Here is a 23052-nt window from a genome sequence, read left to right as displayed (position 1 = left end):
CTGGGTACGCTTACTTTTGCGTGCATGAAGTTAAAGATACGGGCGAGGTGGAAACGGAGAAAGGGTATGCTCCGCTCATTTTTTTCGCATCTTATTCAGAACATAGCTCTCTCAGATTCTCAATTCATTATTAAGAGACAAAAAGGTGCCATGCAGTTTGCATAAGGCACCTTTTTGTCTACGGTCTGGGCCCTCAGTATTGAGGGCTTTTTTCTTGTTTTGATATATAAAAAACCCAATATATTTATAAGAGGGTATGTTAGCTTTCTCACTATTTGGCAAAACTAGAATTAGTGCCAGAAGATGAGGAAGAGGTTATAATATGTTGAGATCACTAATGAAGTTAAAAGCTATGCTAATTTCATGCCGAAAAATATCACTGCTCTCCTGCTTCACAGGACTAATATTGATTAGCTTTGGGATCGGTAATTACGTATTAACTCATAATCTCAAAAACTTAGATGCTTCAAATAAAAAAATGCCATTGCTCCTTAACTCAGGATTTTTAGAGGCCAACGAAGCAGAGGCAACCCTTATCCTGTGGATTGAAAACACTGAGGTGCCAACGTATATTTTAGGTAATATGCCAACAGAAAATTGGAAATGGAACTATAAAGAATTAGAGATGAAAAATGGAAAAGTAGCAAGAATGCTTACCGGACAAGATATATTAAACAAGGAAGAGGAAATAAAACTATTTGCATGGTATACTAATATGGTTCCGCTGATTGAAAAAGCCGGCGGTAAAATTTATTTGGATGAACGAACACCTGAAGCTATCGATATATCTGCTTATCTGAGCCAGACTAATGCGGATCCGATGCAGTGGATGCTCATAGATAATATGATATCTAGCGCAGCTTATCAGAAAAATATTGAAACAACTGTCATGGCTGGTCAGGATCAGGTCAACATACAAATATTGAGTCGGGGGAAGGGATCAGACGGACGTTCGGTTTTGGCTATTCCTGTTTTGCTAAAAGAGTTTTAGTAATGTGTTAAGAAAAAAGTCGAATTTATGCAGGAAAACTACCAGCTCAACGAGAATATTATCAAGTCAGCTACTATTGCAAACCTTGGATAGGGGGTGTCTTCAGAATTTTGAGTAAGCTTACAGTTACAGGTGGTAAACCATTAGAAGGGACAATTACAGTAAGTGGGGCCAAAAATGCTGTTCTTCCGATTATAGCAGCAAGTTTGTTATGTAAAGAGCCGATACAACTAGATGACGCTCCAGACTTACTAGATGTTAATGTAATGAATAGGGTTATTTCGGCGTTGGGTGCAAGAGTGGAACGAAACGGTTCAACTCTGAGTATTCAAGCCCGTGACATAGATTGTATTGAAGCCCCATATGATTTAGTTTCTCAAATGAGAGCATCTATAGTCACCATGGGCCCTTTACTTGCTCGAAAAGGTCACGTTCGTATTTCTCATCCCGGTGGGTGTGCTATTGGATCACGCCCAATTAATTGGCACCTAAAAGGTCTAGAAGCCTTAGGTGCAGAAGTTAAAATGGATCATGGGTTTTTAGATGTGTCAACAAAGGGATTGAAAGGAGCACGGATTTACTTAGATTACCCAAGTGTTGGTGCAACTGAAAATATTATGATGGCAGCATCTATGGCCCAGGGAACTACACTTATAGAAAATGCAGCTCAAGAGCCGGAAATTGTTGACTTGGCTACTTTTTTAAATGAAATGGGTGGTAAAGTTCGAGGTGCAGGTACTAGTATAATCTATATTGAAGGTGTTCCAGAATTTCATGGAACAGTGCATACTGTAATTCCTGACCGTATAGAGGCGGGAAGCTATTTGCTTTTGGCGGCGGCAACAGGAGGAGATGTTTTAGTTCAGAATGTTATTTCAGATCATTTGAAACCATTGATTGCCAAAATGGAAGAGGCAGGAATACATATGGTTGAAGAAGATGATGGAATCAGAGTAAGTGGAAACGGCATTTATAATGCTGTTGATGTTAAGACTCAAGTTCACCCCGGATTTCCAACTGATCTTCAGGCTCCCTTTATGGCTTTTCTTACTCGGGCAAAGGGTACGGGTTTAATAACTGAAACCGTCTTTGAAAATCGCTTTATGCATGTTGATGAGCTCAAACGTATGGGGGCAGATATAAAAATTGAAGGGCGAAGTGCTATCATCCAAGGAATAAATCGCTTAAATGCTGCACCGGTGACGGCAACAGATTTGCGTGCGGGAGCAGCTCTAATCCTTGCAGCACTAACCTCAGAAGGTACTACAAATGTCCGAGGAATTCATCACATTGACAGAGGGTATGAAATGATAGAGAAGAAACTATCTGGGATAGGTGCCAATATAATTCGTGAGGAAGAAGAAGTGTCATAAAAGGGGTCTTACCATTTATAGAAATAGAATTGTTATAACTAGGAACAAGAGTTGATCAGATCGCTCTTGTTCTTTTTGCGTTGTTAAGCCATATTCTCCAAGTTCACTGCATAGATTTAAGCAAAATGCTTGTACTGCAGGAGGTATTATGAAAAAGGATTGGATATGGCTCATTGCATTATCACTTTGCATTGTATTTGTAATTCCTTGGAGCGTAGTTCGTTGGCATAAAGAAAAAATTATTATGGATGATCAAGAAATTAGAGTATTAATGCCAGATAAGGAAATAGTAAGATTGCCCCTTGAAAAGTACTTAGTAGGAGTAGTTGCGGCAGAAATGCCTGCAGAGTTTGAGTTAGAGGCATTAAAGGCTCAGGCAGTTGCAGCACGTACATTTGCCGCAAAGAGGCTGGAGCAAAAAAAATCTGCGGATGTGGGATATGATGTTGACACCACAGTCCAAACTCAAGCCTGGTTATCAGATGCCAAGCAGAGAGAAAATTGGGGATTATTTAATTACTGGCGTTATAGAAATAAAATTGAAAAAGCAGTGCAGGAAACCAGAGGGCTTATACTAACATTCAATGGACAATATATCGAAGCTCTATATCATAGCAGTAGTGGAAGAAAGGCAACTGAACGCTCGGAGGAAGTATGGAGTTCTTCGAGACCCTATTTACAAAATGTGAATTCGGGAGAGGAGAACCAACAACGATATGTTAAGAAATATGTTTATACAACACAAGAACTTTGTAAAAAGCTGAGTCTAAAAGAATTTTCTAGATCTTTAAACTCGAGTGATTTTCAAATAACGGATAGAACCTCAGTGGGAAGAGCTAAGAACCTTCGTGTATTAGGCAAAATGTACCCGGCTACCCAACTGCGTGCTCTCTTAGGTTTTTCTTCAACAGATATTGAATACAGCATTCAAGCAGATCGACTGACGATAACCTCTTATGGAAATGGCCATGCCGTAGGAATGTCCCAATGGGGGGCCAATGATTTAGCAAAAAAGAGTTATAAGGCTGAGGATATCTTAAACCATTATTTTCCGGGAACAAAGATTGGTGGAATCAAGTGATTCTTAGCTTCAGATGGAGTTTGCCTAAGAGGAATACTTACTCCATCTGAAGCTTAGAAGAACTTATCCAGGGACGTAGCAGCCGTTATCTCATCCTCACCGCTAAGGTTGTTCTGTGTAGTTTGCGGTTCGGCGAAAGCATCCGCTGGATGCTTTCGTACTTATAGAAGATGAGAGTCTTACGGCTGGTAGTCATCGGGTAAAAATTTAGCAATAAATCCTGCGTATCAAAATCTTGTCTAAAAGAAGTAGCATTCGGCAAAAATAGATCTAGAGGTGAGTCGAATGAAAGGATATAAACTATCTAAAGACTGGATTTTAGTATGGGGGGTTACCTTTTTAATTAGTGGACTGATTATTGTAATTGGCTATATCAATATTGAAGGCGATACTTCCATGACAAAGCCAAACGGGATCTCTAATGAGGCAACTCAGGCTGCGGTGGATACTTCTTTACAGAATGCCAGCTTAAGAGCAAGTTCAACGAGTTACCAAATTGAGCCTTCAACGGAACAGATAGTGATAGAAACAAAAGTAGATGAAGATTTAAAAGAAGAACTGAAATTAGTCTTTGGATTGGTTGAGGATAAGCTGAAATTAGAGGATTTCCCAAGTCCAGTGAATGGAGAGCCTATTAGAAATATTGGCAATTATTATTCTGAGGAGTATGGAAACTACAGTTATCATGCAGGTATAGACTATGCGTTGGTGGAAGGAACCGTGATTCGCGTAACCCACGGCGGCAAAGTAATTGAAGCCGGACAAGATCCGATCCTGGGCCAGAAAGTGACCTTAGATTGTGGGGAAGGCTGGTTAGTTACCTATGGAGGACTAGACAACCTGCGTGTTCAAGAAGGTGAGGTTATCGAGACCCAAGGGGCTTTAGGTCAAGTAGGTTTGTTTCCCGGATCTGAAGGAAATGGGCAACCACAACTTCATTATGAGGTATGGCATAATGGACAGATTCAAAAGGTAGATAATAAGGGTATAGAACGTTGATACTGTGTCCTAAAAGTTCGGTAAAAAATAACCCAATTGCAAGAAGAGTCAATAAAAATAAAGAACACAGTATTTACCAGCAGAGGACATCCTTTTACGGATGTCTTTTTTTGTTGAGCACGCATATAAATGTACTAAACTCGTGGACGAAGGAGGGCTATACGTGCAAGAATATATACGAAAACGGGTACTCGATATTGGAACCTACATATTAGAATCGAGTGCAACCGTTCGTCAAACGGCTGATGTCTTCGGAGTATCTAAAAGCACAGTTCATAAGGATGTTACGGAACGCTTGCCATTAGTGAATGAGAAGTTATCAATGGAGGTAAAGCATATTCTTGAAACCAATAAAGCAGAGCGCCACATAAGAGGCGGAGAGGCAACCAGAAAAAAATACCAAGAAAACTAGAGGCCGGTAAAAATGGTTGAAGAAGGGCGAAGTTGAGGGGAATTTGAAAAAAACTGAGATATCAAAAGGGATTAGCGATTTTATCACGAATAATTTCTTATCAAGACAATAATAGCGAATCTCCCGAGAGGGAGATTATGCTATTTGTTTATAGTATTAATGAGATGGACAAGCTATTGAGTAACGAAAGGGGTATCTCCGATAATGTTTGGAATTGATTTTGGGATAGATTTAGGAATTGATTTAGGTACGGCGAGTGTTTTGGTTTATGCTAAAGGAAAAGGAATCGTCTTGCACGAGCCCTCAGTAATAGCAATTGATCGAAACTCAAATAAGCGAATTGCAGTAGGTGAAGAAGCTAGGCTGATGATCGGTCGTACCCCCGGAAATATCGTTGCAGTACGGCCTATGCGGGATGGTGTAATTGCAGATTATCAAACGACAGAACTTATGTTGAAGTACTTCTTAGAGAAAGCAGGCGCCAAAAGATGGCCTTTCTTTAGAACTCGGGTAGTTGTCTGTATTCCTTCAGGAGTTACTGAAGTAGAACAAAGGGCTGTTAAACAGGCAGCATACCAAGCCGGAGCAAAGCATGTCAAAGTGGTGGAAGAGCCTTATGCCGCAGCCTTAGGAGCTGGATTAGATATTTCTGGACCGACTGGAAGTATGGTCGTTGACATAGGTGGAGGGACAACGGATATTGCGGTTCTGTCTCTTAATGGTATTGTCGCGAAAAGAAGTCTGCGTGTGGGTGGAGATAAGTTTGATGAAGCAATAAGCCGGTACATTCGACGCGAACATAACCTGATGATCGGTGAACGTACAGCTGAAGAAATTAAGATTGCTGTTGGTTCAGCAGTTGTTGAGGGGAAACCTAATGCGTTCATTGATGTTCGAGGACGAGATTTAATTACAGGGTTACCTAAAACGATTAATGTCAATTCGCAAGAGTGTTTTGTTGCTCTTGAGGAATCTATTGATGCAATTGTCGCCGGTGTTAAGGAGGTCCTAGAACGTACCCCTCCTGAATTATCCTCAGATATCCTGGATAAAGGAATTATTATGACGGGTGGGGGGGCTATGATGTATGGCTTTGATACTCGTTTGGCCAGAGAAACGGGCCTGCCGGTGAGCTTAGCTGAGGATCCGATTTCTTGTGTAGCTTTAGGTACAGGTAAGGTGTTAACCGGAAAGTTCTAATACTTGAATTTAAGCACCCACTCTCCAAAGTGGGTGTTCCATATTCTACTGGAAAAAAGTTTGTTTTCTTGGAGTTATCTTTTGGTTACAAAGGAATGGTTGTTATGCGAGTTAATGTGCTGGGGATTACCATTGATTCTTACTCTATGCAAGAGGCGGTTGCTGAAATAAGAAAAGCCATAGAAGGCCAGTTAAGGATGCGTGTGGTTACGGCCAATCCGGAAATGATTTATGAATCCGGGAAAAATTCTCGGCTGCGTGAGTTGATTAATTCTGCAGATTTAGTAACCCCTGATGGCATTGGGGTTGTTTGGGCTGCTGCGCGACTGGGGACGCCGGTTCAGGAACGTGTAACGGGGATTGACCTGGTTCAATCTTTATTTCCTGTGGCAGACCAACAGAAATGGCGAATTTTTTTCTTAGGAGGGAAACCAGGTGTAGCTCTTCAGGCAGCTAGGCAGGTTGCTTTGAAATATCCCGGAATTGTTTGGGAGGAATCTCATGGCTACTTTAATGAGGAAGAAGAGGTATGTCTGCTAGAGAAGATCAGTACCTTTCAGCCGGACATTCTCCTTGTCGGGCTTGGGGCTCCCCGCCAAGAATACTGGAATGCAGAGCATCCTGAATTAGCAAGGGTGAGTATAGGGGTTGGTGGCAGCTTTGACGCCCTTGCTGGAATCGTTGATCGAGCACCCCGACGTATCCAAGAGTTAAAATTAGAATGGCTCTATCGCCTTTGGAAAGAACCTTGGCGATGGAAACGACAAACTGTATTGCCTCGTTTTGTGATCAAAGTGCTTTGGCAAAAAATAATTACATAAACCCCCTAATAGCAAGAGCCGGCTTCGTATTAGAAATTAGGAGGAAGAAAGCATGCCAGAATGGGAAAAACAATATTCTTGGCAGCGTTTGAAGGACGACTTACCAGCTCGAGAGAGCTTTTTGGCAGAGTCTCAAACGTTTATTCGTCATGTAGCTAGCCAAGCTTGTTTTCGCTCTTTGGAATGGGGTAGAGATGACGAGCTATCTGAGGCTTTGATTGCTTTTAATGAAGCCATAGACCTGTTTGTAGAGGATAAAGGGGTACCTTTTTTGGCTTATGCCCGTGTGTTAATAAAAAGAAGATTGATTGATTATCATCGCAAACAGCGATTGCGTCAGTCAATATCTATAGATCAAGACGACCTGGGACGCCGGATTGATGTCCACCTTGGTCTGGATGATTTTCGGGAGCAAGAACAAAACCTGGAAAGGGCAGAAGAAATTCGGCAATTCTCTAAAGCATTGTTGACCTTTAAACTGACTTTTCAGGACTTGGTAGAAGTATCCCCTAAACATCGAGATTCTCGAGAAACTTTACTCCGAGCTGCTCAAGAGTTGGCCTTTGATCCTGAGTTGTGGCAGCAAGTTGAACGCAAAGGGAAAATACCCATGCAAGCTTTAGGAATAAAAACACAAATACATGCAAAGGTTTTAGAGCGGGGAAGAAAGTATATTCTTGCAGTTGCCATGCTTTTAGCAAACCAAAACGACTATGTATATCTACGGGAGTATGTTCTCCCGCGGGAAAGGGGGGCGAAGGGATGAATAAGATAAAGGCGGTCGTTCTGGAAAAGTCGGGATTTCGCTATACGGTTCTTGATAAGGATGGAGCCTTTCGCCGTATTCATAAGCGTCAAAACGCTGAGGTAGGTGAAGAAATTGAAATTCAAGTGCCTTCTATGCAGTGGTTTGGAGAGTTTAGGGCATTGGCAGGAGTAGCGGCATTATTCTTTTTAGTTTTAACAACGATCTTTGCTTGGAACTTATACCAGGCACCGACTGCCGTCGCCTTACTCTCAGTTGATATTAATCCCAGCATTCAATTTACTATTGATGATCAAGGGAACTTGCTCAAAATAAACTCTAAAAATGAGGATGCTGAAGGGTTACTTAAAAATATTGATTTTGAAGGAAGACCGTTAGATAGTGTTTTAGAAGAGTTTGTCATTGAGGCATATAATCAAAGCTATCTAAAACCTGAACAGTCTTGGATTGTTGTAGGTTATTCCCCACTCTCAACAAACCCTTCTGTAGAAGTGGAAGAGAAACTAAACGAAGAGCGAATTATGTCCTGGCTCAGAACTGATTTTGAGGAAAAAGGGTTTACTCCCCAAGTTGCGATCTTTGCAGTAACTGCTGAGGATCGGGAGTTAGCCCTAAAGGAGAATCTTACCTTAGGTGAATATGCTCTTTGGCAGACCGCTATACAGGCGGGAGTTGATACTCCTGTTGAGAAATTAAAGGATACAAAAGAACGAGTAAATTTGCTGGAGAACCCTAAAGTTCAGGTGCAAGTAAATGAGAATAAGAAGGATCAGCAACAGCAATCTGTATCATCAGTTAAGGATAGTAGGCCTGATAAGAGCAATAAAAAAGATGCAAAGAATAATCACCCAAAGAACGATACCGAAAACCTGAATAATAACCTAAATGATCCGAATGAAGAGAATAAGAAGAATGGGGCTAGCGGAGATACAATTAATCAAGGCAGAGATATTAATGATAAAGGTAAAGAAAAAGAAAAAGTAAACCAGTTAAAGAAAGATATTGGGGAACATGGGACGAAGAATAGTGACAAGGGTAAAGAAAAAGGAGATTCATCATTATCTGCTGATGTAAAGAGAAACGATCAAATTAGTAATAAAAAAGAAGACAAATCGGAAAAAGGTGATTAAGGTACTAATGGATTATGATTGAAAATAAAAGGTTGAGCTCATAAGCTCAACCTTTTAAGCATTGATAGGACTGATTGTGTTCTGCCTCATTGACAATACTGTTCTTTCGACTAAGGTATACCTGAAAGTTAAGTGTTTGGGGACATGTTTGCTTGGTTTAAGACACGAATGTATACTTGTTCAGTTTCTTTGATCATACTATCTATGGAAAACATGGGCCAGCGGTTACGACCTCCTTGAACTAGGGATTGGGCTAAAGCTTGGTTTTCGAAAATTGATAAACATTTGTTTGTTAAATCTGTTACATTCCCCGCGGAAAAGAGCAGTCCTTCTTTGCCATTGCGGATGACTTCGGGGATCCCCCCGACAGCACTTGCTACAATTGGGATCCCAGCTTGCATTGCTTCAAGTAGAACCAGACCCATGCCCTCACTGATAGAGGGGAGGACAAATAAATCCATGGCGGGAAGAGCTTGATATGCTGTCGGCAGATAGCCGGTAAAGGTGTGGGGAATAGTAATTCGTTCAAGCTCTGAAGCGAGATCCCCTCTTAAAGGTCCGTCTCCTATAATTAATAGGTGCAGGTTTGGAAATTTTAAGAGTAATTGAGTAGCTGCCTGAATAAGGTGAATTTGTCCTTTTGTAGGATGGAGACGACCGATTGTTCCGAGAACAAGAGCCTCCTGAGGGATACCCCATTTCTTGCGAAAGTTAAGACGATCCGATTCTGGATTATTAAAGGAAATCGATGAATAACCATTATAAATAGTTTTTAGATTTCTGCCGCCCCGTAATTCAACTTCTCTTCCTAGATAGTCGGAAACAGTAATGATTCCTGATGTTAGAGGCAGAGTTAAGCGATCAAGCCCAAGAGCTATTCGTGCAGACCAGGGAGAGAGATAATCGTGAGCTAGGGAGCTGTGAACGGTGGTCAGGCAAGGAAGGCTTAACCACTTAGCACTAAGGCGTCCCAGAAGATTAGCTCGAGAACCATGGGTATGTATTAGGTCGATAGAATTCCTTTTTAACCAACGGATTAAGGAAGGCAAAGGGGTAAGATCAATTGGGAAGCGCATTGGGAAAGTAGATACGGGTATATGATTTTCTTTGACAATGTCTGAAAAAGGGCCATTAGTAAGGCAGATAAGGTGAGGTTCAAAACGAGTTCGATCTAAGTTTTTGAGTACGGACAAAACATGCTTCTCCGCTCCGCCTATTTCTCCTCCACCAATAATATGTAGAATCTTGGACTTTTTTTTCATACCCTTGTGACTTCCCTTCAGCCCCAAACTTGGTTATACTGTTTGCATGTAGTAAAATTCTAGTAGGATTACCTTAATCATATGACATCATGGGAGATAACTGCAAGTCAACCTTGATGTTTAACGTTCGAAAATTAGGAGGAATTTCAGTGTTAGAAAGCCAAGAAATCCAGAAGATTATTCCACATCGTTACCCATTTCTTCTGGTTGATCGGATCATTGAATTAGAAGAAGGAAAAAAGGCTGTAGGAATTAAGAATGTCACGATAAATGACTCCTTCTTTCAGGGGCACTTTCCTGGGCATCCTATTATGCCCGGAGTTTTGATCATAGAAGCACTAGCTCAAGTCGGAACTGTAGCTATTCTCAAAAAGCCGGAATATGAAGGTTACTTAGGCTTGTTCGCCGGGTTAGATGATGTTAAGTTTAAGAGACAAGTCATACCGGGAGATCAACTGCGTTTGGTAGTTGAGCTTATCAAGTTGAGGAAGACATATGGAGTTGCTAAGGGTGTAGCCTATGTAGGAGAAGAATTGGCGGCAGAAGGAACTCTTAAATTCTTCCTCGAGAAGAAGACTTCGAATCAGTGATTGGTGCATCTTTACAACAAGACATCAGAGCTAGGAGCAACACAGTACGCTTCCTGGCTCTTTTTTTAGGACTGAGTTTAATTGCCCATGGCCTTTATTACCCCCGGGAATGGCTATTATTGGGATTTATCCTTTCCCTATATAGCCTGTTTAAGAGAATAAATAGAAGGGGTAAGTACATAGCGGAGCAGTACCTGAGCCTAAGCCCGACGGATGCTATGCTTTTAGGATTAGTTTTCCTTTCATTATTGGGTCTTCTACATCCTGTCAAATTCTTAGAGGGCATATTTGAAGGGTTGCATTGGGCAGTCCTCTGGCTCTGCTATCGGCTGGGAACGGAGATTGCCTTAAATGATACCGCTAAAAAGCAGCTTTTAAACTATGTTGAATGGCTAGCAATTGGTGTTGCCTTCATTGGTTGGCTGCCCTGGGTAAGTAAAGTAGGGGGGCGCTTGAGCTCAGTCTTTGGTTACCCTAACGCTGCCGCAGCATTTTTGGGAGCGGTTCTCTTAATATCTCAGGGAAAGAAACCGGTTGTCTTATTTTTGTTTATATCCTTATTGGGGACGGGTTCACGAGCTGGGGTAGGATTGTTCTTATTAGTTTTTGGATTGCAGCAGATCTTGATATGGCTCAAGACCGCAAGCAGAAATGGTTTAATCCATAACTTTAAAAAACTAGGAATAGTTCCTAGATACTTTAAAGAATTATGGATTGTGGTACTGGGGATTGCCGGAATTTTCTTTATTCCTCTCTATTATAAATCAGCCTGGGAAAACTTAATCGCTTGGGGTTTTACTTCTTCGAGTTGGCAAGAAAGAATCGTTTATTTTAAAGACGGAATTGTATTAGCCTGGAATTCTGGGGGTCTTCCCCAAGCTGGGGGATGGTGGGCCTTTCCAACAGTTCAGCATTTTCCTTATTGGACAGCAGATCCACATTCCAGTTTCATTCATGTATTGTTAAACCAAGGAGTATTGGGGATTATTGGTATAGGAATTTGGGGAATTTTTTCCCTGGCTGCGCTAGGTAAGACTTGGGCTAAAACTAATTTCAACATCATCTCAAGTAACGAACTAGAAAAGTTAAAAGTAAAATTTAAAGTTTTCTCAGCCTTGATGTTTTTAGTTATGCACAGTTTGTTAGATGCGGATTTTTCCTTTGGCGCTTTAGGTGTTTTATTTTGGTTGCTAGTCGGAACCCTCCATAACTCAAAAGATAGTGTTAGAGCCCAGCTTCTAACCCGGCAAAAATCCGTTGCTTATCTAAAAACGATAGGAATAGTTAGCTTAAATATAACCCTTTGTCTGGTTTTGGGAGGCATCCTTTTAGATCCTAAGTTAGTAGAGAGAAATCAAATATGGAACTTGCAAGCTGTGGAGTGTAAAGAGTCGGCCCCTAATACAAGTATTGAGTTATGGACCACGAGTTTAAAATGGGATCAGACTCAAGTTAAGATCCGCCAAGAGTTGGCCGAGCATTTACTCAAACAAGGGAAACTGGATTCTGGGTTAGATACAATAAATAACCTGATTTACTGGCAACCATTTGAAATTAAGGCCTATGAATGGGCTCAGTCTGCTGTTTGGGCAGCAGCCGAACTTAATCGAGACGCCCAACCAGAAATGTCTATAATCCTTTATCATTGGGTGGAGAATGTACCCCTTACTATTGAGAGAAGAGCAGCTAGACTTAGCAGTTTAGATCGTAAGCTATGGCCAGGACACAAGGATTTTTTGCCAACGGAACATATAAAGCTGCTGGCAGATAACGCCCGACAAAGACAACTCACACAACTCCTGCCAAAACATAAGTTGTAAGAGGGGGAGTAAAATGACATTAATGATAGGAGTTGTACTTTTACTGGCATTATTTTTGTGGATATTCGGCGCCCGATATGAGTGGGTTATACCGGAGAAATTACAGATGTCAATAAGTACATGGCTGGAACGACTGGGTAATAAAAATCAATCGGTATCCTTGATGATTGATCTGGAATTGTTTAACTCAGAGATTGAGAATCGCCTATGGCTTCTTAAGGGAGTGCTGCCCATGCTCCAGAAACGCTATCAAATTCCGATATTTTTAGAGGTGAAAATATATTCGGATTGGTCGCTGGAGCCAGACCGACAATACATAAAATCCTTACAAAATAGATTTTCTGACATTGTGATTGGCAGCTTTCCATTAGAATAAACAGATTTAAATGAATGGCTAAATGATGGGTAGTAATATTTATGGATGAGGGGTATATATGCTCTTTTTTCTTACCATAGAAGATAAGTATACACTGAGATTTAGGCCTTTTGAAGAAAGGGCTAACTTTGATTCGAGAGTAGTTTGCTATCTTAGTGACCCTCTGCCATTAGCAATAATTCAATGGACTATTGAACAATTGACTAGGGGACAGGCAAAGGATTTCTGCGGCGAGAATCTGGAGGTCATAAAAAAACATATCTCTAAAGTCTTAAATCAGTATAGCTCTGGTTTAGATTTGAAATGGAAAGTGCCGGAAAGATCTTCCTCGGTTGAAGACTCAATGCCGCTTGGAAGGGAGGTTGGAAAGGGTAACCAAACTTGGTATGCTATCAATCAACTGGTCAGAGGTAAGCAACTTTCGGTAAGAGATTTACGTGGCTTGGCCAAAGACTTTAAGCTGAAAGATCGGGAGATCATAGATCTTGTGCATAATAATGTACTTCAGGGAATAGCGCAATGGGTTCCCTCAGTGAAGAGAAATTCAAAGGGATGGCAATGTCAGCGGTGTGGAGAAAAAGATGTAGAAGAGTGGCCCAGCTTTTATGGCTTAGCCGCAACCTGTGGAAGTTGTGGGAGTATTGGGCCGAGTACATCTTTGGATGTGCTTTATAGAGATCAGCGTTTGCTTATGAATAGCTCGGCTAAAGTACTATTTCAGCCTCGTTGGAGTCTGACAGAGGCACAAAACTTAGCTAGTGAACAGGTAGCAGAATTCATTGCAGGAACCTCTGATAAAGCACTTTTATGGGCGGCCTGTGGAGCGGGTAAAACGGAGGTTTGTTTCCCATCAGCTGCTGGGGCCTTAGAACAGGGGAAATCCGTCCTTTTTGCTGCACCACGACAAGATGTAATATACGATATAGCGCCAAGATTCCAAAGGGACTTTCCTGATTATCCAGTTCAAGTGCTGACGGGTAACACTTCAAATAGATTCCAGTTAGGAAATATGGTATTAGCAACAACCCACCAGGTACTAAGATTTTGGCAATGCTTTGATATTATTTTTCTTGATGAGATGGATGCCTTTCCCTATCGGGGAAATAGAGCATTAGATTGGGGATTAAACCATGCCCTGCGCCCAGGTGGTAAATTGCTATGTCTCACGGCAACCCCTTCAACTGAAGCCCTGAAATCTGTTCGGAAAGGTAAAATGTTGCTTATTCGACTACCGGCTAGGCATCATAGAAAGCCTCTGCCCGTTCCGATTTGGGCAAAGTACAGTGGTTCTTTCGAAGGCAATGAGTGTACAAGCTTTCTAATAGAAAGGCTCCAATTATTAAGGAGAAGCGGCCCATTGCTTATTTTTGTGCCCAAAATTTCCTGGGTAGATCCCTGGATTAGGAGTTTGAAAAAGCAGTTTCCATTTTGGAGTGTTGAAGGAAGTTATAGTTCGGATTCTGAGCGTGGTACAAAACTTAAAAAATTAAAGAAAGGCCAATATGATATTTTTGTAAGTACAACCATCTTAGAAAGAGGAATTACCCTGCCCGGGATCCAAGTGGTAGTTTTCGGGGCAGACCATCCAGTCTTTGATGAGCGCGCATTGGTTCAGATGGCTGGAAGGGTAGGAAGGTCTGCAGAATACTCAGGCGGAGAAGCGGTTTTTGTATCGAAGAACATGACACCGGCTATAAAGACTGCGGTGGGCTGGATTAAGGAACAGAATAAATTAGCCTTAAAATTGGGGTTGATCCAACTTTGATAATTTCTTGGCTTATTGTACTTTAGGCCAGGGTATCAATCCGAAGAAAGAAGGCGGCAGGATTGAAGAGCATATTCGAAGAACTGGCTGAAGCCACGCGAACTCTATGGTATGAAGGTGAACAGATTTGTGTCTTCTGCGGAGATGAGCATGGCCCTATTTGCCCAAGTTGCAGGGCAAACCTACTTCATCCTGAATTGGGACGTTGTAGAGGGTGTGGAAAGCTGGTTTTAACTGAGAAGACTTATTGCTCTGATTGTGTGTCCGGCAGAGGACCCAAACAATTAGATCAAATTACCGCTTGGGGGCACTATTCGGGAGGGTTGAAGGATTTTATTCACACTGTTAAATACAGTACCCATCCTCGACTTATTAGCAAGATTTCCCACCCTTTTTCAGGATGGGCCATTAGACAACTTCCAGCAGTGGATGGTTTAGTTCCAGTACCAATGCATAAGGCACGATTAACTGAACGAGGTTACAATCAGGCGGAGGTAATAGCTTCTGCCTTGCATTGGGAATTAGGTTTGCCGATTCTTAGGGGTGTTGAACGAATTGAACAAAGATCTTCTCAAGTTTTGCTTTCTCGTCAGGAACGACTGCGCAATTTAGAAGGTACTTTTGTAGTAAGTAACCCCGGGTACCTGAAAGGCCGAAGTGTTTGGTTAATCGATGATGTAACCACTACCGGAGCAACTTTTGAAGCCGTTGCAGAGGTTTTAAGGACAAGCGGAGTGGAAGCTGTTTATGGCTTGTGTTTGGCCGCAGGCCTTGAAAAGGGCTAGAAAAAAGACTTGTGCCTTTGTATGATAAGAGTTATAATTGTAAATGGATGGGCACCGCCTATTACATTTTTTTACGTAAGGGGAATATCTTTCATGGCCTTTGAAGACAAAGATCTAGTGTGTAAAGACTGCGGAGTGACTTTTATTTTCACAGTTGGGGAGCAAGAATTCTATGCTGAGAAAGGTTTCGAAAATGAACCTCAGCGTTGCCGTGAATGCCGCAACATTCGCAAACAAAACCGTAATTCCCAAGAAGGAAGATCACGTGAAATGTTTACGGTCGTTTGTGGGGACTGCGGAGTTGAGACACAAGTACCTTTCCAACCTACATCTGATCGTCCAGTATACTGCCGTGAGTGCTATCAGCATCATCGCCCAGCTCGCGATCAATATTAATCTTAAGCATTAATATTTCATACTTAGAATTGACAAGCATTGGTCGGCTATGAGTCGACCAGTGCTTTTTATTTTTTTTCTGGTCAGGTTGCATAGATGAAAATAATTGGAAGAGAAAAGTTATATGCTTTGACCTGCCAAATTTAGCATGAAGCATTCGTTTAATACAATACTTCTTCTTGAGTTAGATGCAATTAAGATTAATTATAAGAGACCGTAAACTTAGTTTGAGTATTAACAGAGTTATGCACACCGATTCTCCCGCCAAATAGGCAAAAAACAATACTTATCCACATTATCCACAGGAGCCTGTGTGTAACTTAAGGGGATAAAGTGACTGGATAAATAATCGGATCTTACATAAAGACTAAAAAAGGGTTGTATAATTATTCGCAAATAAGTATAATCGAAAGAAAGAAGGACGAGCTGATGCATAACAATAAAGCTTTTTGAAAAAGCTTTCAGAAGAGTATGCTAGGTTCATCCAAAAGAGGGGGAATATAAATGTTTAAGTCAAAATTTCGTTTTATCTTAACGGGACTACTTAGTTTAAGTCTTTTGACCCTGGCTGGTTGTGGAAGTACCGGCACACCTGCTCCATCGTCTAATCCTGCTCCCGAAGAAAAGGTTTTAAGAGTTGGATCTGATATCGCCTATGCTCCCTTTGAGTTTATGGATGAAAGCCAAAAAGCTACGGGATTTGATATTGAGCTTATCCAGGCTCTCGGAGCAGATATGGGTTATACAAAAGTTAATATTGAGACAGCTGCATTTGATGGCTTAATTCCAGCTTTACAAGCAGGAAAGTATGATTGTGTTATCTCTGCTATGACAATTACCGAGGAACGAGCAAAAAGTGTCCAATTCAGTAACAAATACTTTTTAAGTGGCCAATACATCGCCATGAAAAAGGGTGCTAATTTCAAATCCTTGAATGATCTAAAAGGAAAGAAAATTGGAGTTCAACTGAATACTACAGGACAATATGCCGTTGAAGAAAAAGGTATGGAAACTAAAAAATATGACACTACCCCAGACGCTATGAATGCCTTAATCAGCGGTGGTGTTGATGCAGTTGTTGCTGATTCTCCGGTTGTACTTTGGTTCCAAGCTCAAAACCCTAATGCCCAAATTGAATCGATAAACGCAGACTCAGGAGAAGAGTATTATGGTATAGCTATGAAGCTTGACAATAAGGAATTAGCGGATAAAATGAATGCTTCATTGAAAAAACTCATGGATAGCGGTAAATACAATGAGATTTACAAAAAGTGGTTCAAAGAGGATGCTCCCAAATTTTAAGGATCAATTCTAACTGGTTTGTTTAATTAAAGGAAGGCACTTGAATATATAGTGCCTTCCTTTAGTTTTCTTGAAGTTGATTATGACTAACATGGTTGGTTCAAATATAATTAAAAGCTGTCATCTAAAGCAAATTCGTTACTAACAAGGGATAAATTACTTCTTGAATATTGTTCTTATGATGGGTATAATCAATCTTTGTTCATTCAAACACAGGGCTCGCTTCTACAATTGCAGTTATACTTTTTCTTTAACAACACAAAAGCCTCTTCTGATAGATATTACTAAAATGTTTCTACTTGTAAAAAATTGCAGTAAAATATATAATTTTAGCGATGTTATATGAAGTGGCAAACAGGTGTTTCAAATGAAGCTATTCACTTCATTTATGATAGTTGCAAAAATAGATTAATCGATAGGAGGATAATATGGGAATGAACTGGCATGTGGTTGTAGATAATATGCCTATTCTTGCTAAAGGGGCACTGCTAACTTTAGAGCTTACGGCAGGTGCGGTTGCTATTGGGGTTATCATTGGTCTATTTATGGCTTTGGCACGGCTATCCAAACGGAAGGTGGTTCGTGCGGGAGCAATTGCTTATATAGATTTCTTTCGAGGGACCCCTTTATTGGTTCAAATCTTTTTGGTTTATTTTGGAATTCCGATGCTCCTCAAATGGCAGACGATGCCTGATAATTACCAGTATACAGCGGGTATATTAGCGATGGGACTTAACTCAGGGGCCTATATTGCAGAAATTTTTCGAGCAGGTATCCAGTCTATTGACCGGGGCCAAACTGAGGCTGCCAGGTCGTTAGGAATGACCCAAGCTCAGGCATTGCGCTATGTTATCCTTCCCCAAGCTTTTAAACGAACAATTCCTCCTTTGGGCAATGAATTTATTGCATTGCTTAAAGATTCTTCACTGTTATCCATAATTGCGATTCAAGAGCTCTTTTATACAGGAAAGATTATCGTTGGACGAACATATCAACCCCTTCCTATGTATTTAACGGTAGCCTTATATTATCTGGTAATGACTCAGTTAATAGCTCAATGGGTTGCCTATATGGAAAGGAGGTTGGGGAAGAATGATCTTGGTTAAGGATTTACACAAATATTTTGGAAAGCTAGAAGTTCTTAAAGGGATTAATTGCCATATTAAAGAAAAGGAAGTTGTCGTCGTCATTGGCCCCAGTGGCTCTGGCAAGAGTACGTTCTTGCGTTGCTTAAACAAATTAGAAGAGCCGACCAGAGGGGAAATAACCGTAGATGGAATTCCACTGAACTCTGATGTCAATGTGAATGCGATTCGTCGGGAGGTCGGCATGGTCTTTCAACGCTTTAATCTCTTTCCCCATATGACTGCTCTTGAAAATATTATCCTTGCGCCTGAAGTCGTACGCAAAAGCAATAAAGCGGAAGCCCGGAAGAATGGGATGGAGCTTTTAGCTAAAGTCGGCTTATATGATAAAGCTGATGAATATCCGGATCGTCTTTCTGGTGGACAGCAGCAACGGGTTGCTATTGCTCGAGCACTAGCCATGAAACCTAAGATTATGCTTTTCGATGAGGCTACCTCCGCTCTTGACCCGGAAATGGTTGGAGAAGTCTTATCCGTTATGAAGGATCTAGCCCGGGAAGGAATGACTATGGTCGTTGTAACCCATGAGATGGGATTTGCCCGTGAAGTGGGAGACAGAGTGATTTTTATGGATGAAGGGATTATCATGGAAGAGGGAAAACCTAATGAGGTGTTTGAGAATCCAAAGAATCCAAGAACTCAGGCCTTTTTAAGTAAAATATTATAAGCTTTTTGTACACGCGTTTTGGCGCTCTCTTTCTTGGGGAAGGGGAGCGTTTTTTATATGCCTAGCTTTTGGGAGGAGCGGTTTCTGCACACGTCTGCTCGTTACGCCGCTGACGAGCTGGACGGTTCGCGAGCGCACCAAACCTCAGGGCGCGATGAATGTGAACCAGTGGCGCGCTACGAGGGCGCGAACCGTCAGCGCTCGTCTGTACCGCGGCTTCACTAAAGCATCCGCTTAGCAGAAACCGCTCCTCTGGGGTGGCCGTTGGGGGTCAATAAGTCATTACTAACAAGCTCCTTGGGCCTTTGGCATAAGAGAGGCTGTAGTAGCTTTGTAGAAAGGCGCTTCTGGGCTTGGCTGCGTTGGCGTGCTGTGGGGACGGTCCTTTTGACACTCTTTGTAGTGTATTAAAAGGAGCTTTACTGGAGGTTTAAAGTTAGGTAATGTTGGGTATCCTCTTTGTAATAGTCGAGTAGAGGCGGTTAGCCTCTGAACTTTGACAATTCAAGGAGGGTTTTTTTAAGTGTTAGGTAAAGTTAAATGGTTTAGTAAACAAAAGGGTTACGGATTTATTGAGCAAGAAAATGGGCAAGATATTTTTGTGCATTTTCAGTCTGTCATTGGTGATGGATTTCGTACTCTTGAAGAGGGACAAAATGTGGAGTTCGATGTTATGCAAGGGCCGCGTGGAGAACAAGCATCTAATGTAACAGTTCGCTAATCCATAAAGAAGATATTGTTGTAAGAGAGAATCGTTGATGGCAATCGGCGATTCTCTCTTTGGGGAATTAGTAGAAAAAAATCAAGTTAGAAACAATATATTAATATTAAGCAGGATTTTTTATGTAAATCGGGAATATTACTTATATACCAGCATAGAAGGGGGTTGAATTAATGAACATTAATATTCGTGGAAAACATATCGAACTTACAGACGCCCTTAAAGAGTACGTAATGAAACGTGTGGGTAAATTGGCCAAATACTCGGATGAGTTTATGGACGTTCAAGTAACCTTACTTGTCGAGCGCGACCGTCATCGGGTGGAAGTTACGGCTCTGCTCAATGGCATAATTCTGCGAGGCGAAGAAGAGACTGAAGACATGTATTCGTCTATTGACATGGTCGTTGAGAAGTTAGAACGTCAAATTGATAAATATCGGACTCGAATTAATAGGCGGATGCGCACAAAAGTATTGAAGGATCATGATCCTAAGCAGTCAACGGCTGCAGAAGAGCCGCGTGAAGAGATTGTTCGACATAAGAAGTTTTCAGCAAAGCCAATGTCTGTAGAAGAAGCTATTATGCAAATGAATCTAGTAGGGCATTCATTCTTTGTGTTTACAAATTCCGAAAGCCAAGAAATGAATGTTGTCTATCTGCGTAACAATGGTGATTATGGATTACTGCAACCTCAGACATAATAAAAGAAACCGGGTAATCGGATGTTGTCCCCGGAGAGATCTATCGCTTTTGATATTCAAGCGAGAGGCCCGCTTAGGCGGGCCTCTCTATGTGCTTATACGAGGCAAATATCCGTCATATCCGGTTATTCAAACATACATAGGAAAAATATCCCATGGCTAATTCGGCATGCTTGGTTGCAGACCTTTCCCAAGGATGTTAGAATTAATGAATATATAAAATTGAGAAAGGTGGACATAATGGGGCTTTTAGATTTTTTTGATGATAATGCACGCGAAATACGAAAGTATCAAAAACGTGTTGCAGTGATTAATAGCTTTGAACCAGCGATCCAAGCATTGAGCGATGATGAATTGACTGGTAAGACTGCAGAATTTCGAGGTCGTTTGGAACGAGGAGAAAGTCTCAACAGCTTATTGCCAGAGGCCTTTGCGGTTGTACGAGAGGCTGGCCGCAGGGTTCTTAATCAGCGGCACTATGATGTTCAGTTAATTGGGGGAATGGTACTCAATGATGGCCGGATTGCCGAGATGCGTACAGGGGAAGGAAAAACCCTCGTAGCTACTTTGCCGGCCTATTTGAATGCCTTAACCGGAAAAGGAGTTCACGTTATTACTGTCAATGACTACTTAGCTCGTCGTGACAGTGAAATGATGGGACGGATTTATAAGTTTTTAGGTTTATCCGTTGGCCTCATAGTCCATGGCCTAAACTATGAGCAACGGCGAGACAGTTATGCCTCAGATATTACCTACGGAACTAATAATGAATTTGGCTTTGACTATCTGAGAGATAATATGGTGACAAGGCCTGAAGCCTTAGTCCAGCGTCATCTACATTATGCCATTGTGGATGAAGTAGATTCGATTCTCATTGATGAGGCGCGTACCCCTCTGATTATTTCCGGTGAAGCAGATAAGCCTACGGAGTTATATTTCAGAGTAGCCATGATTATTCCACGCTTAAAGAACGAGGATGACTATAAAATCATTGAAAAAGAACGGGTTGTAACTCTCACAGAAAAAGGCGTCAGTCGAGTTGAGAGTATGTTAGGCGTTGATAATCTGTATGAAGACATTCATACAGAGCTGGCTCATCATGTCAACCAGGCTTTGAAAGCACATATGTTGTTTAAACGAGATCGTGATTACGTCGTCAAAGATGGAGAAGTTATTATTGTCGATGAGTTCACCGGTCGCTTAATGTTTGGTCGGCGCTATAGTGAAGGCCTCCATCAAGCGATAGAGGCTAAAGAGGGCGTAAAGATTGAAAAAGAATCTCAGACCTTAGCCACCATCACCTTCCAGAATTACTTTAGAATGTATGAAAAACTTTCTGGTATGACAGGAACGGCTATGACAGAAGAACCGGAATTCCGCAAGATATATAAATTGGACGTTGTAGAAATCCCAACGAACAGGCCTTTGCTGCGTAAAGATGATTCAGATGTGATTTATCGTACGGAGGAAGGAAAGTTCTTAGCGGTAGTTGAGGATATCATTGAACGCCATGCTAAGGGACAACCACTTTTAGTAGGAACGGTATCTGTTGAAAAATCAGAGCATTTAAGTTCAATGCTGGGCAGACGTGGGGTACCTCACCAAGTTCTCAACGCTAAATTTCATGAAAAAGAAGCCGAAATCGTTGCTCAAGCCGGGCAGGCGGGGATGGTAACTATTGCCACAAACATGGCTGGTCGCGGAACAGATATTATTCTTGGTGATGGAGTGAGCGACTTAGGCGGTTTGCATATAATCGGGACAGAGCGTCACGAGTCCAGACGGATCGACAACCAATTGAGAGGGCGTGCGGGTAGACAAGGCGACCCCGGCTCAACCCAATTCTTCATTTCATTAGAAGATGACTTAATGCGGCTGTTTGGGGCAGATAATATCATGGGAATCATGGATAAACTAGGGATGGATGACTCCGTACCTATTACGTCCAAAATGATCTCCCGCTCCATTGAAACCGCTCAACGTCGAGTTGAGAATCGCAACTTTGAAATCAGGAAACATGTATTGGATTATGATGATGTCATGAATCAGCAGCGTGAGGTCATTTATGCTCAGCGGCGTGCTGTACTCATGGGAGAAAATCTCCATGACAATATTATGGATATGATAGAGAAGGCGGCTTCTAATACTATCACTATGTTTAGCGGCGAAAGTACATTTCCCGAAGAATGGGATTTGACCAGCTTAGTCGAATATGCAGAAGGTTTCTTTCTGCCGGGGATTCACTTATCCCCTGAAGAGTTAGCTGATCTATCCGCAGAAGAAATTGAAGAGATGTTGGTAGACAAAGCAAAAGCTCTTTATAAGAGCCGGGAAGAGTTGTTTGGCTCGGATTTAATGCGAGAAGTTGAGCGAGCAGTGATGCTGCAAGTGGTTGATAGCAAATGGATGGATCATCTTGACGCTATGGATATGCTGAGAGAGGGAATTGGGCTGCGTGCCTATGGTCAGAAAAACCCCCTCGTTGAATATAGACGTGAAGGTTATGAAATGTTCCAAGCGATGATTGAATCCATACAAGATGATATTATCCGCTACATTATGAGAGTGAGTCCACAAGTTCGAGAAGAAGTAGCTGAACAGCCTCGTAATGTAACAGAAAATCGCTATGAAGGCGAACCAAGCCAACCTATACACACTGGAGAACAAATTGGGCGCAATGACCTTTGTACCTGTGGAAGTGGGCTGAAATATAAGAAGTGCTGTGGTGCTAAGAAAAAGAAGTAAACAG

General features: G+C 41.6%; 22 protein-coding genes. 21 read left to right on the top strand and 1 reads right to left on the bottom strand.

From position 1 onward, the window contains the following. Positions 1–337: 337 nt before the first annotated feature. The 9 genes from DP73_RS19220 to DP73_RS19180 all read left to right on the top strand — a co-directional run bounded on the left by DP73_RS19220 (position 338) and on the right by DP73_RS19180 (position 8773). Positions 338–991: a hypothetical protein gene (locus tag DP73_RS19220; protein ID WP_242865804.1), complete on the top strand. Its 654-nt coding sequence runs from the start codon at positions 338–340 to the stop codon at positions 989–991. A 110-nt stretch (positions 992–1101) separates the two neighbouring features. Then, on the top strand, positions 1102–2364 hold the full coding sequence (gene murA / locus DP73_RS19215) for a UDP-N-acetylglucosamine 1-carboxyvinyltransferase (RefSeq protein WP_034601758.1): 1263 nt from the start codon (positions 1102–1104) through the stop codon (positions 2362–2364). A gap of 148 nt (positions 2365–2512) precedes the next feature. After that, the gene (gene spoIID, locus DP73_RS19210; protein WP_034601755.1) at positions 2513–3445 is read left to right on the top strand and encodes a stage II sporulation protein D; all 933 of its coding nucleotides are present in this window, start codon (positions 2513–2515) and stop codon (positions 3443–3445) included. Between the two features lie 285 nt (positions 3446–3730). After that, on the top strand, positions 3731–4444 hold the full coding sequence (locus DP73_RS19205; protein ID WP_034601753.1) for a M23 family metallopeptidase: 714 nt from the start codon (positions 3731–3733) through the stop codon (positions 4442–4444). Positions 4445–4607: 163 nt separating this feature from the next. Further along, entirely contained in the window at positions 4608–4856 is a 249-nt protein-coding gene (spoIIID, locus tag DP73_RS19200; protein ID WP_009619498.1) for a sporulation transcriptional regulator SpoIIID, read from the top strand. A 204-nt stretch (positions 4857–5060) separates the two neighbouring features. After that, positions 5061–6056 carry a rod shape-determining protein MreB gene (mreB, locus tag DP73_RS19195; RefSeq protein WP_034601748.1) on the top strand — a complete coding sequence of 332 codons (996 nt, stop codon included), beginning with the start codon at positions 5061–5063 and terminating at the stop codon, positions 6054–6056. Between the two features lie 104 nt (positions 6057–6160). Next, positions 6161–6877 (top strand): WecB/TagA/CpsF family glycosyltransferase, encoded by a 717-nt coding sequence (locus DP73_RS19190; protein WP_034601747.1) that lies wholly within the window; start codon positions 6161–6163, stop codon positions 6875–6877. 52 nt (positions 6878–6929) lie between these two features. Further along, complete coding sequence (gene sigI / locus DP73_RS19185) at positions 6930–7643, top strand: RNA polymerase sigma-I factor (RefSeq protein WP_034601744.1); 714 nt, start codon at positions 6930–6932, stop codon at positions 7641–7643. After that, the gene (locus tag DP73_RS19180; protein ID WP_052090871.1) at positions 7640–8773 is read left to right on the top strand and encodes an anti-sigma factor domain-containing protein; all 1134 of its coding nucleotides are present in this window, start codon (positions 7640–7642) and stop codon (positions 8771–8773) included. Before sigI ends, DP73_RS19180 begins: the two co-directional genes overlap by 4 nt. A 128-nt stretch (positions 8774–8901) precedes the next feature. Here DP73_RS19180 and DP73_RS19175 read toward each other — a convergent pair whose 3' ends face one another. Further along, a complete protein-coding gene (locus DP73_RS19175) occupies positions 8902–10035 on the bottom strand; it encodes a glycosyltransferase (RefSeq protein WP_034601743.1) in 1134 nt (377 codons plus the stop codon). A 149-nt stretch (positions 10036–10184) separates the two neighbouring features. Here DP73_RS19175 and fabZ point away from each other — a divergent pair, with 149 nt between their 5' ends. The 12 genes from fabZ to secA all read left to right on the top strand — a co-directional run bounded on the left by fabZ (position 10185) and on the right by secA (position 23048). Further along, positions 10185–10625: a 3-hydroxyacyl-ACP dehydratase FabZ gene (gene fabZ, locus DP73_RS19170; protein WP_034601741.1), complete on the top strand. Its 441-nt coding sequence runs from the start codon at positions 10185–10187 to the stop codon at positions 10623–10625. Continuing rightward, positions 10622–12445, top strand: a complete 1824-nt coding sequence (locus DP73_RS19165) for a hypothetical protein (RefSeq protein ID WP_034601740.1) — start codon at positions 10622–10624, stop codon at positions 12443–12445. Before fabZ ends, DP73_RS19165 begins: the two co-directional genes overlap by 4 nt. Before the next feature lie 13 nt (positions 12446–12458). Next, complete coding sequence (locus tag DP73_RS19160) at positions 12459–12821, top strand: hypothetical protein (RefSeq protein ID WP_034601739.1); 363 nt, start codon at positions 12459–12461, stop codon at positions 12819–12821. Positions 12822–12879: 58 nt separating this feature from the next. Next, positions 12880–14586 (top strand): helicase-related protein, encoded by a 1707-nt coding sequence (locus tag DP73_RS19155; protein ID WP_034601736.1) that lies wholly within the window; start codon positions 12880–12882, stop codon positions 14584–14586. A 62-nt stretch (positions 14587–14648) separates the two neighbouring features. After that, a complete protein-coding gene (locus DP73_RS19150) occupies positions 14649–15371 on the top strand; it encodes a ComF family protein (protein ID WP_052090869.1) in 723 nt (240 codons plus the stop codon). A gap of 93 nt (positions 15372–15464) precedes the next feature. Beyond that, positions 15465–15767, top strand: coding sequence for a zinc-ribbon domain containing protein (locus tag DP73_RS19145; protein WP_014905249.1), 303 nt, complete (start codon positions 15465–15467; stop codon positions 15765–15767). Between the two features lie 504 nt (positions 15768–16271). Then, the gene (locus tag DP73_RS19140; protein ID WP_034601735.1) at positions 16272–17069 is read left to right on the top strand and encodes a basic amino acid ABC transporter substrate-binding protein; all 798 of its coding nucleotides are present in this window, start codon (positions 16272–16274) and stop codon (positions 17067–17069) included. 428 nt (positions 17070–17497) lie between these two features. Continuing rightward, positions 17498–18175, top strand: coding sequence for an amino acid ABC transporter permease (locus DP73_RS19135; RefSeq protein WP_034601733.1), 678 nt, complete (start codon positions 17498–17500; stop codon positions 18173–18175). Further along, positions 18162–18881, top strand: a complete 720-nt coding sequence (locus DP73_RS19130) for an amino acid ABC transporter ATP-binding protein (RefSeq protein ID WP_034601732.1) — start codon at positions 18162–18164, stop codon at positions 18879–18881. The genes DP73_RS19135 and DP73_RS19130 overlap by 14 nt, the downstream gene beginning before the upstream one ends. Positions 18882–19404: 523 nt before the next feature. After that, positions 19405–19602, top strand: coding sequence for a cold shock domain-containing protein (locus DP73_RS19125; protein WP_034601731.1), 198 nt, complete (start codon positions 19405–19407; stop codon positions 19600–19602). A 173-nt stretch (positions 19603–19775) separates the two neighbouring features. Then, positions 19776–20303 (top strand): ribosome-associated translation inhibitor RaiA, encoded by a 528-nt coding sequence (gene raiA, locus DP73_RS19120; RefSeq protein ID WP_014905243.1) that lies wholly within the window; start codon positions 19776–19778, stop codon positions 20301–20303. 240 nt (positions 20304–20543) lie between these two features. Further along, complete coding sequence (gene secA, locus DP73_RS19115; protein WP_034601729.1) at positions 20544–23048, top strand: preprotein translocase subunit SecA; 2505 nt, start codon at positions 20544–20546, stop codon at positions 23046–23048. Positions 23049–23052 lie beyond the last annotated feature (4 nt).

It is taken from the genome of Desulfosporosinus sp. HMP52 (assembly GCF_000765145.1).
GTDB lineage: Bacteria > Bacillota > Desulfitobacteriia > Desulfitobacteriales > Desulfitobacteriaceae > Desulfosporosinus.
The sequence above is the reverse complement of the archived record's forward strand: the minus strand, read 5'-3'. Positions and strand labels throughout refer to the sequence as shown.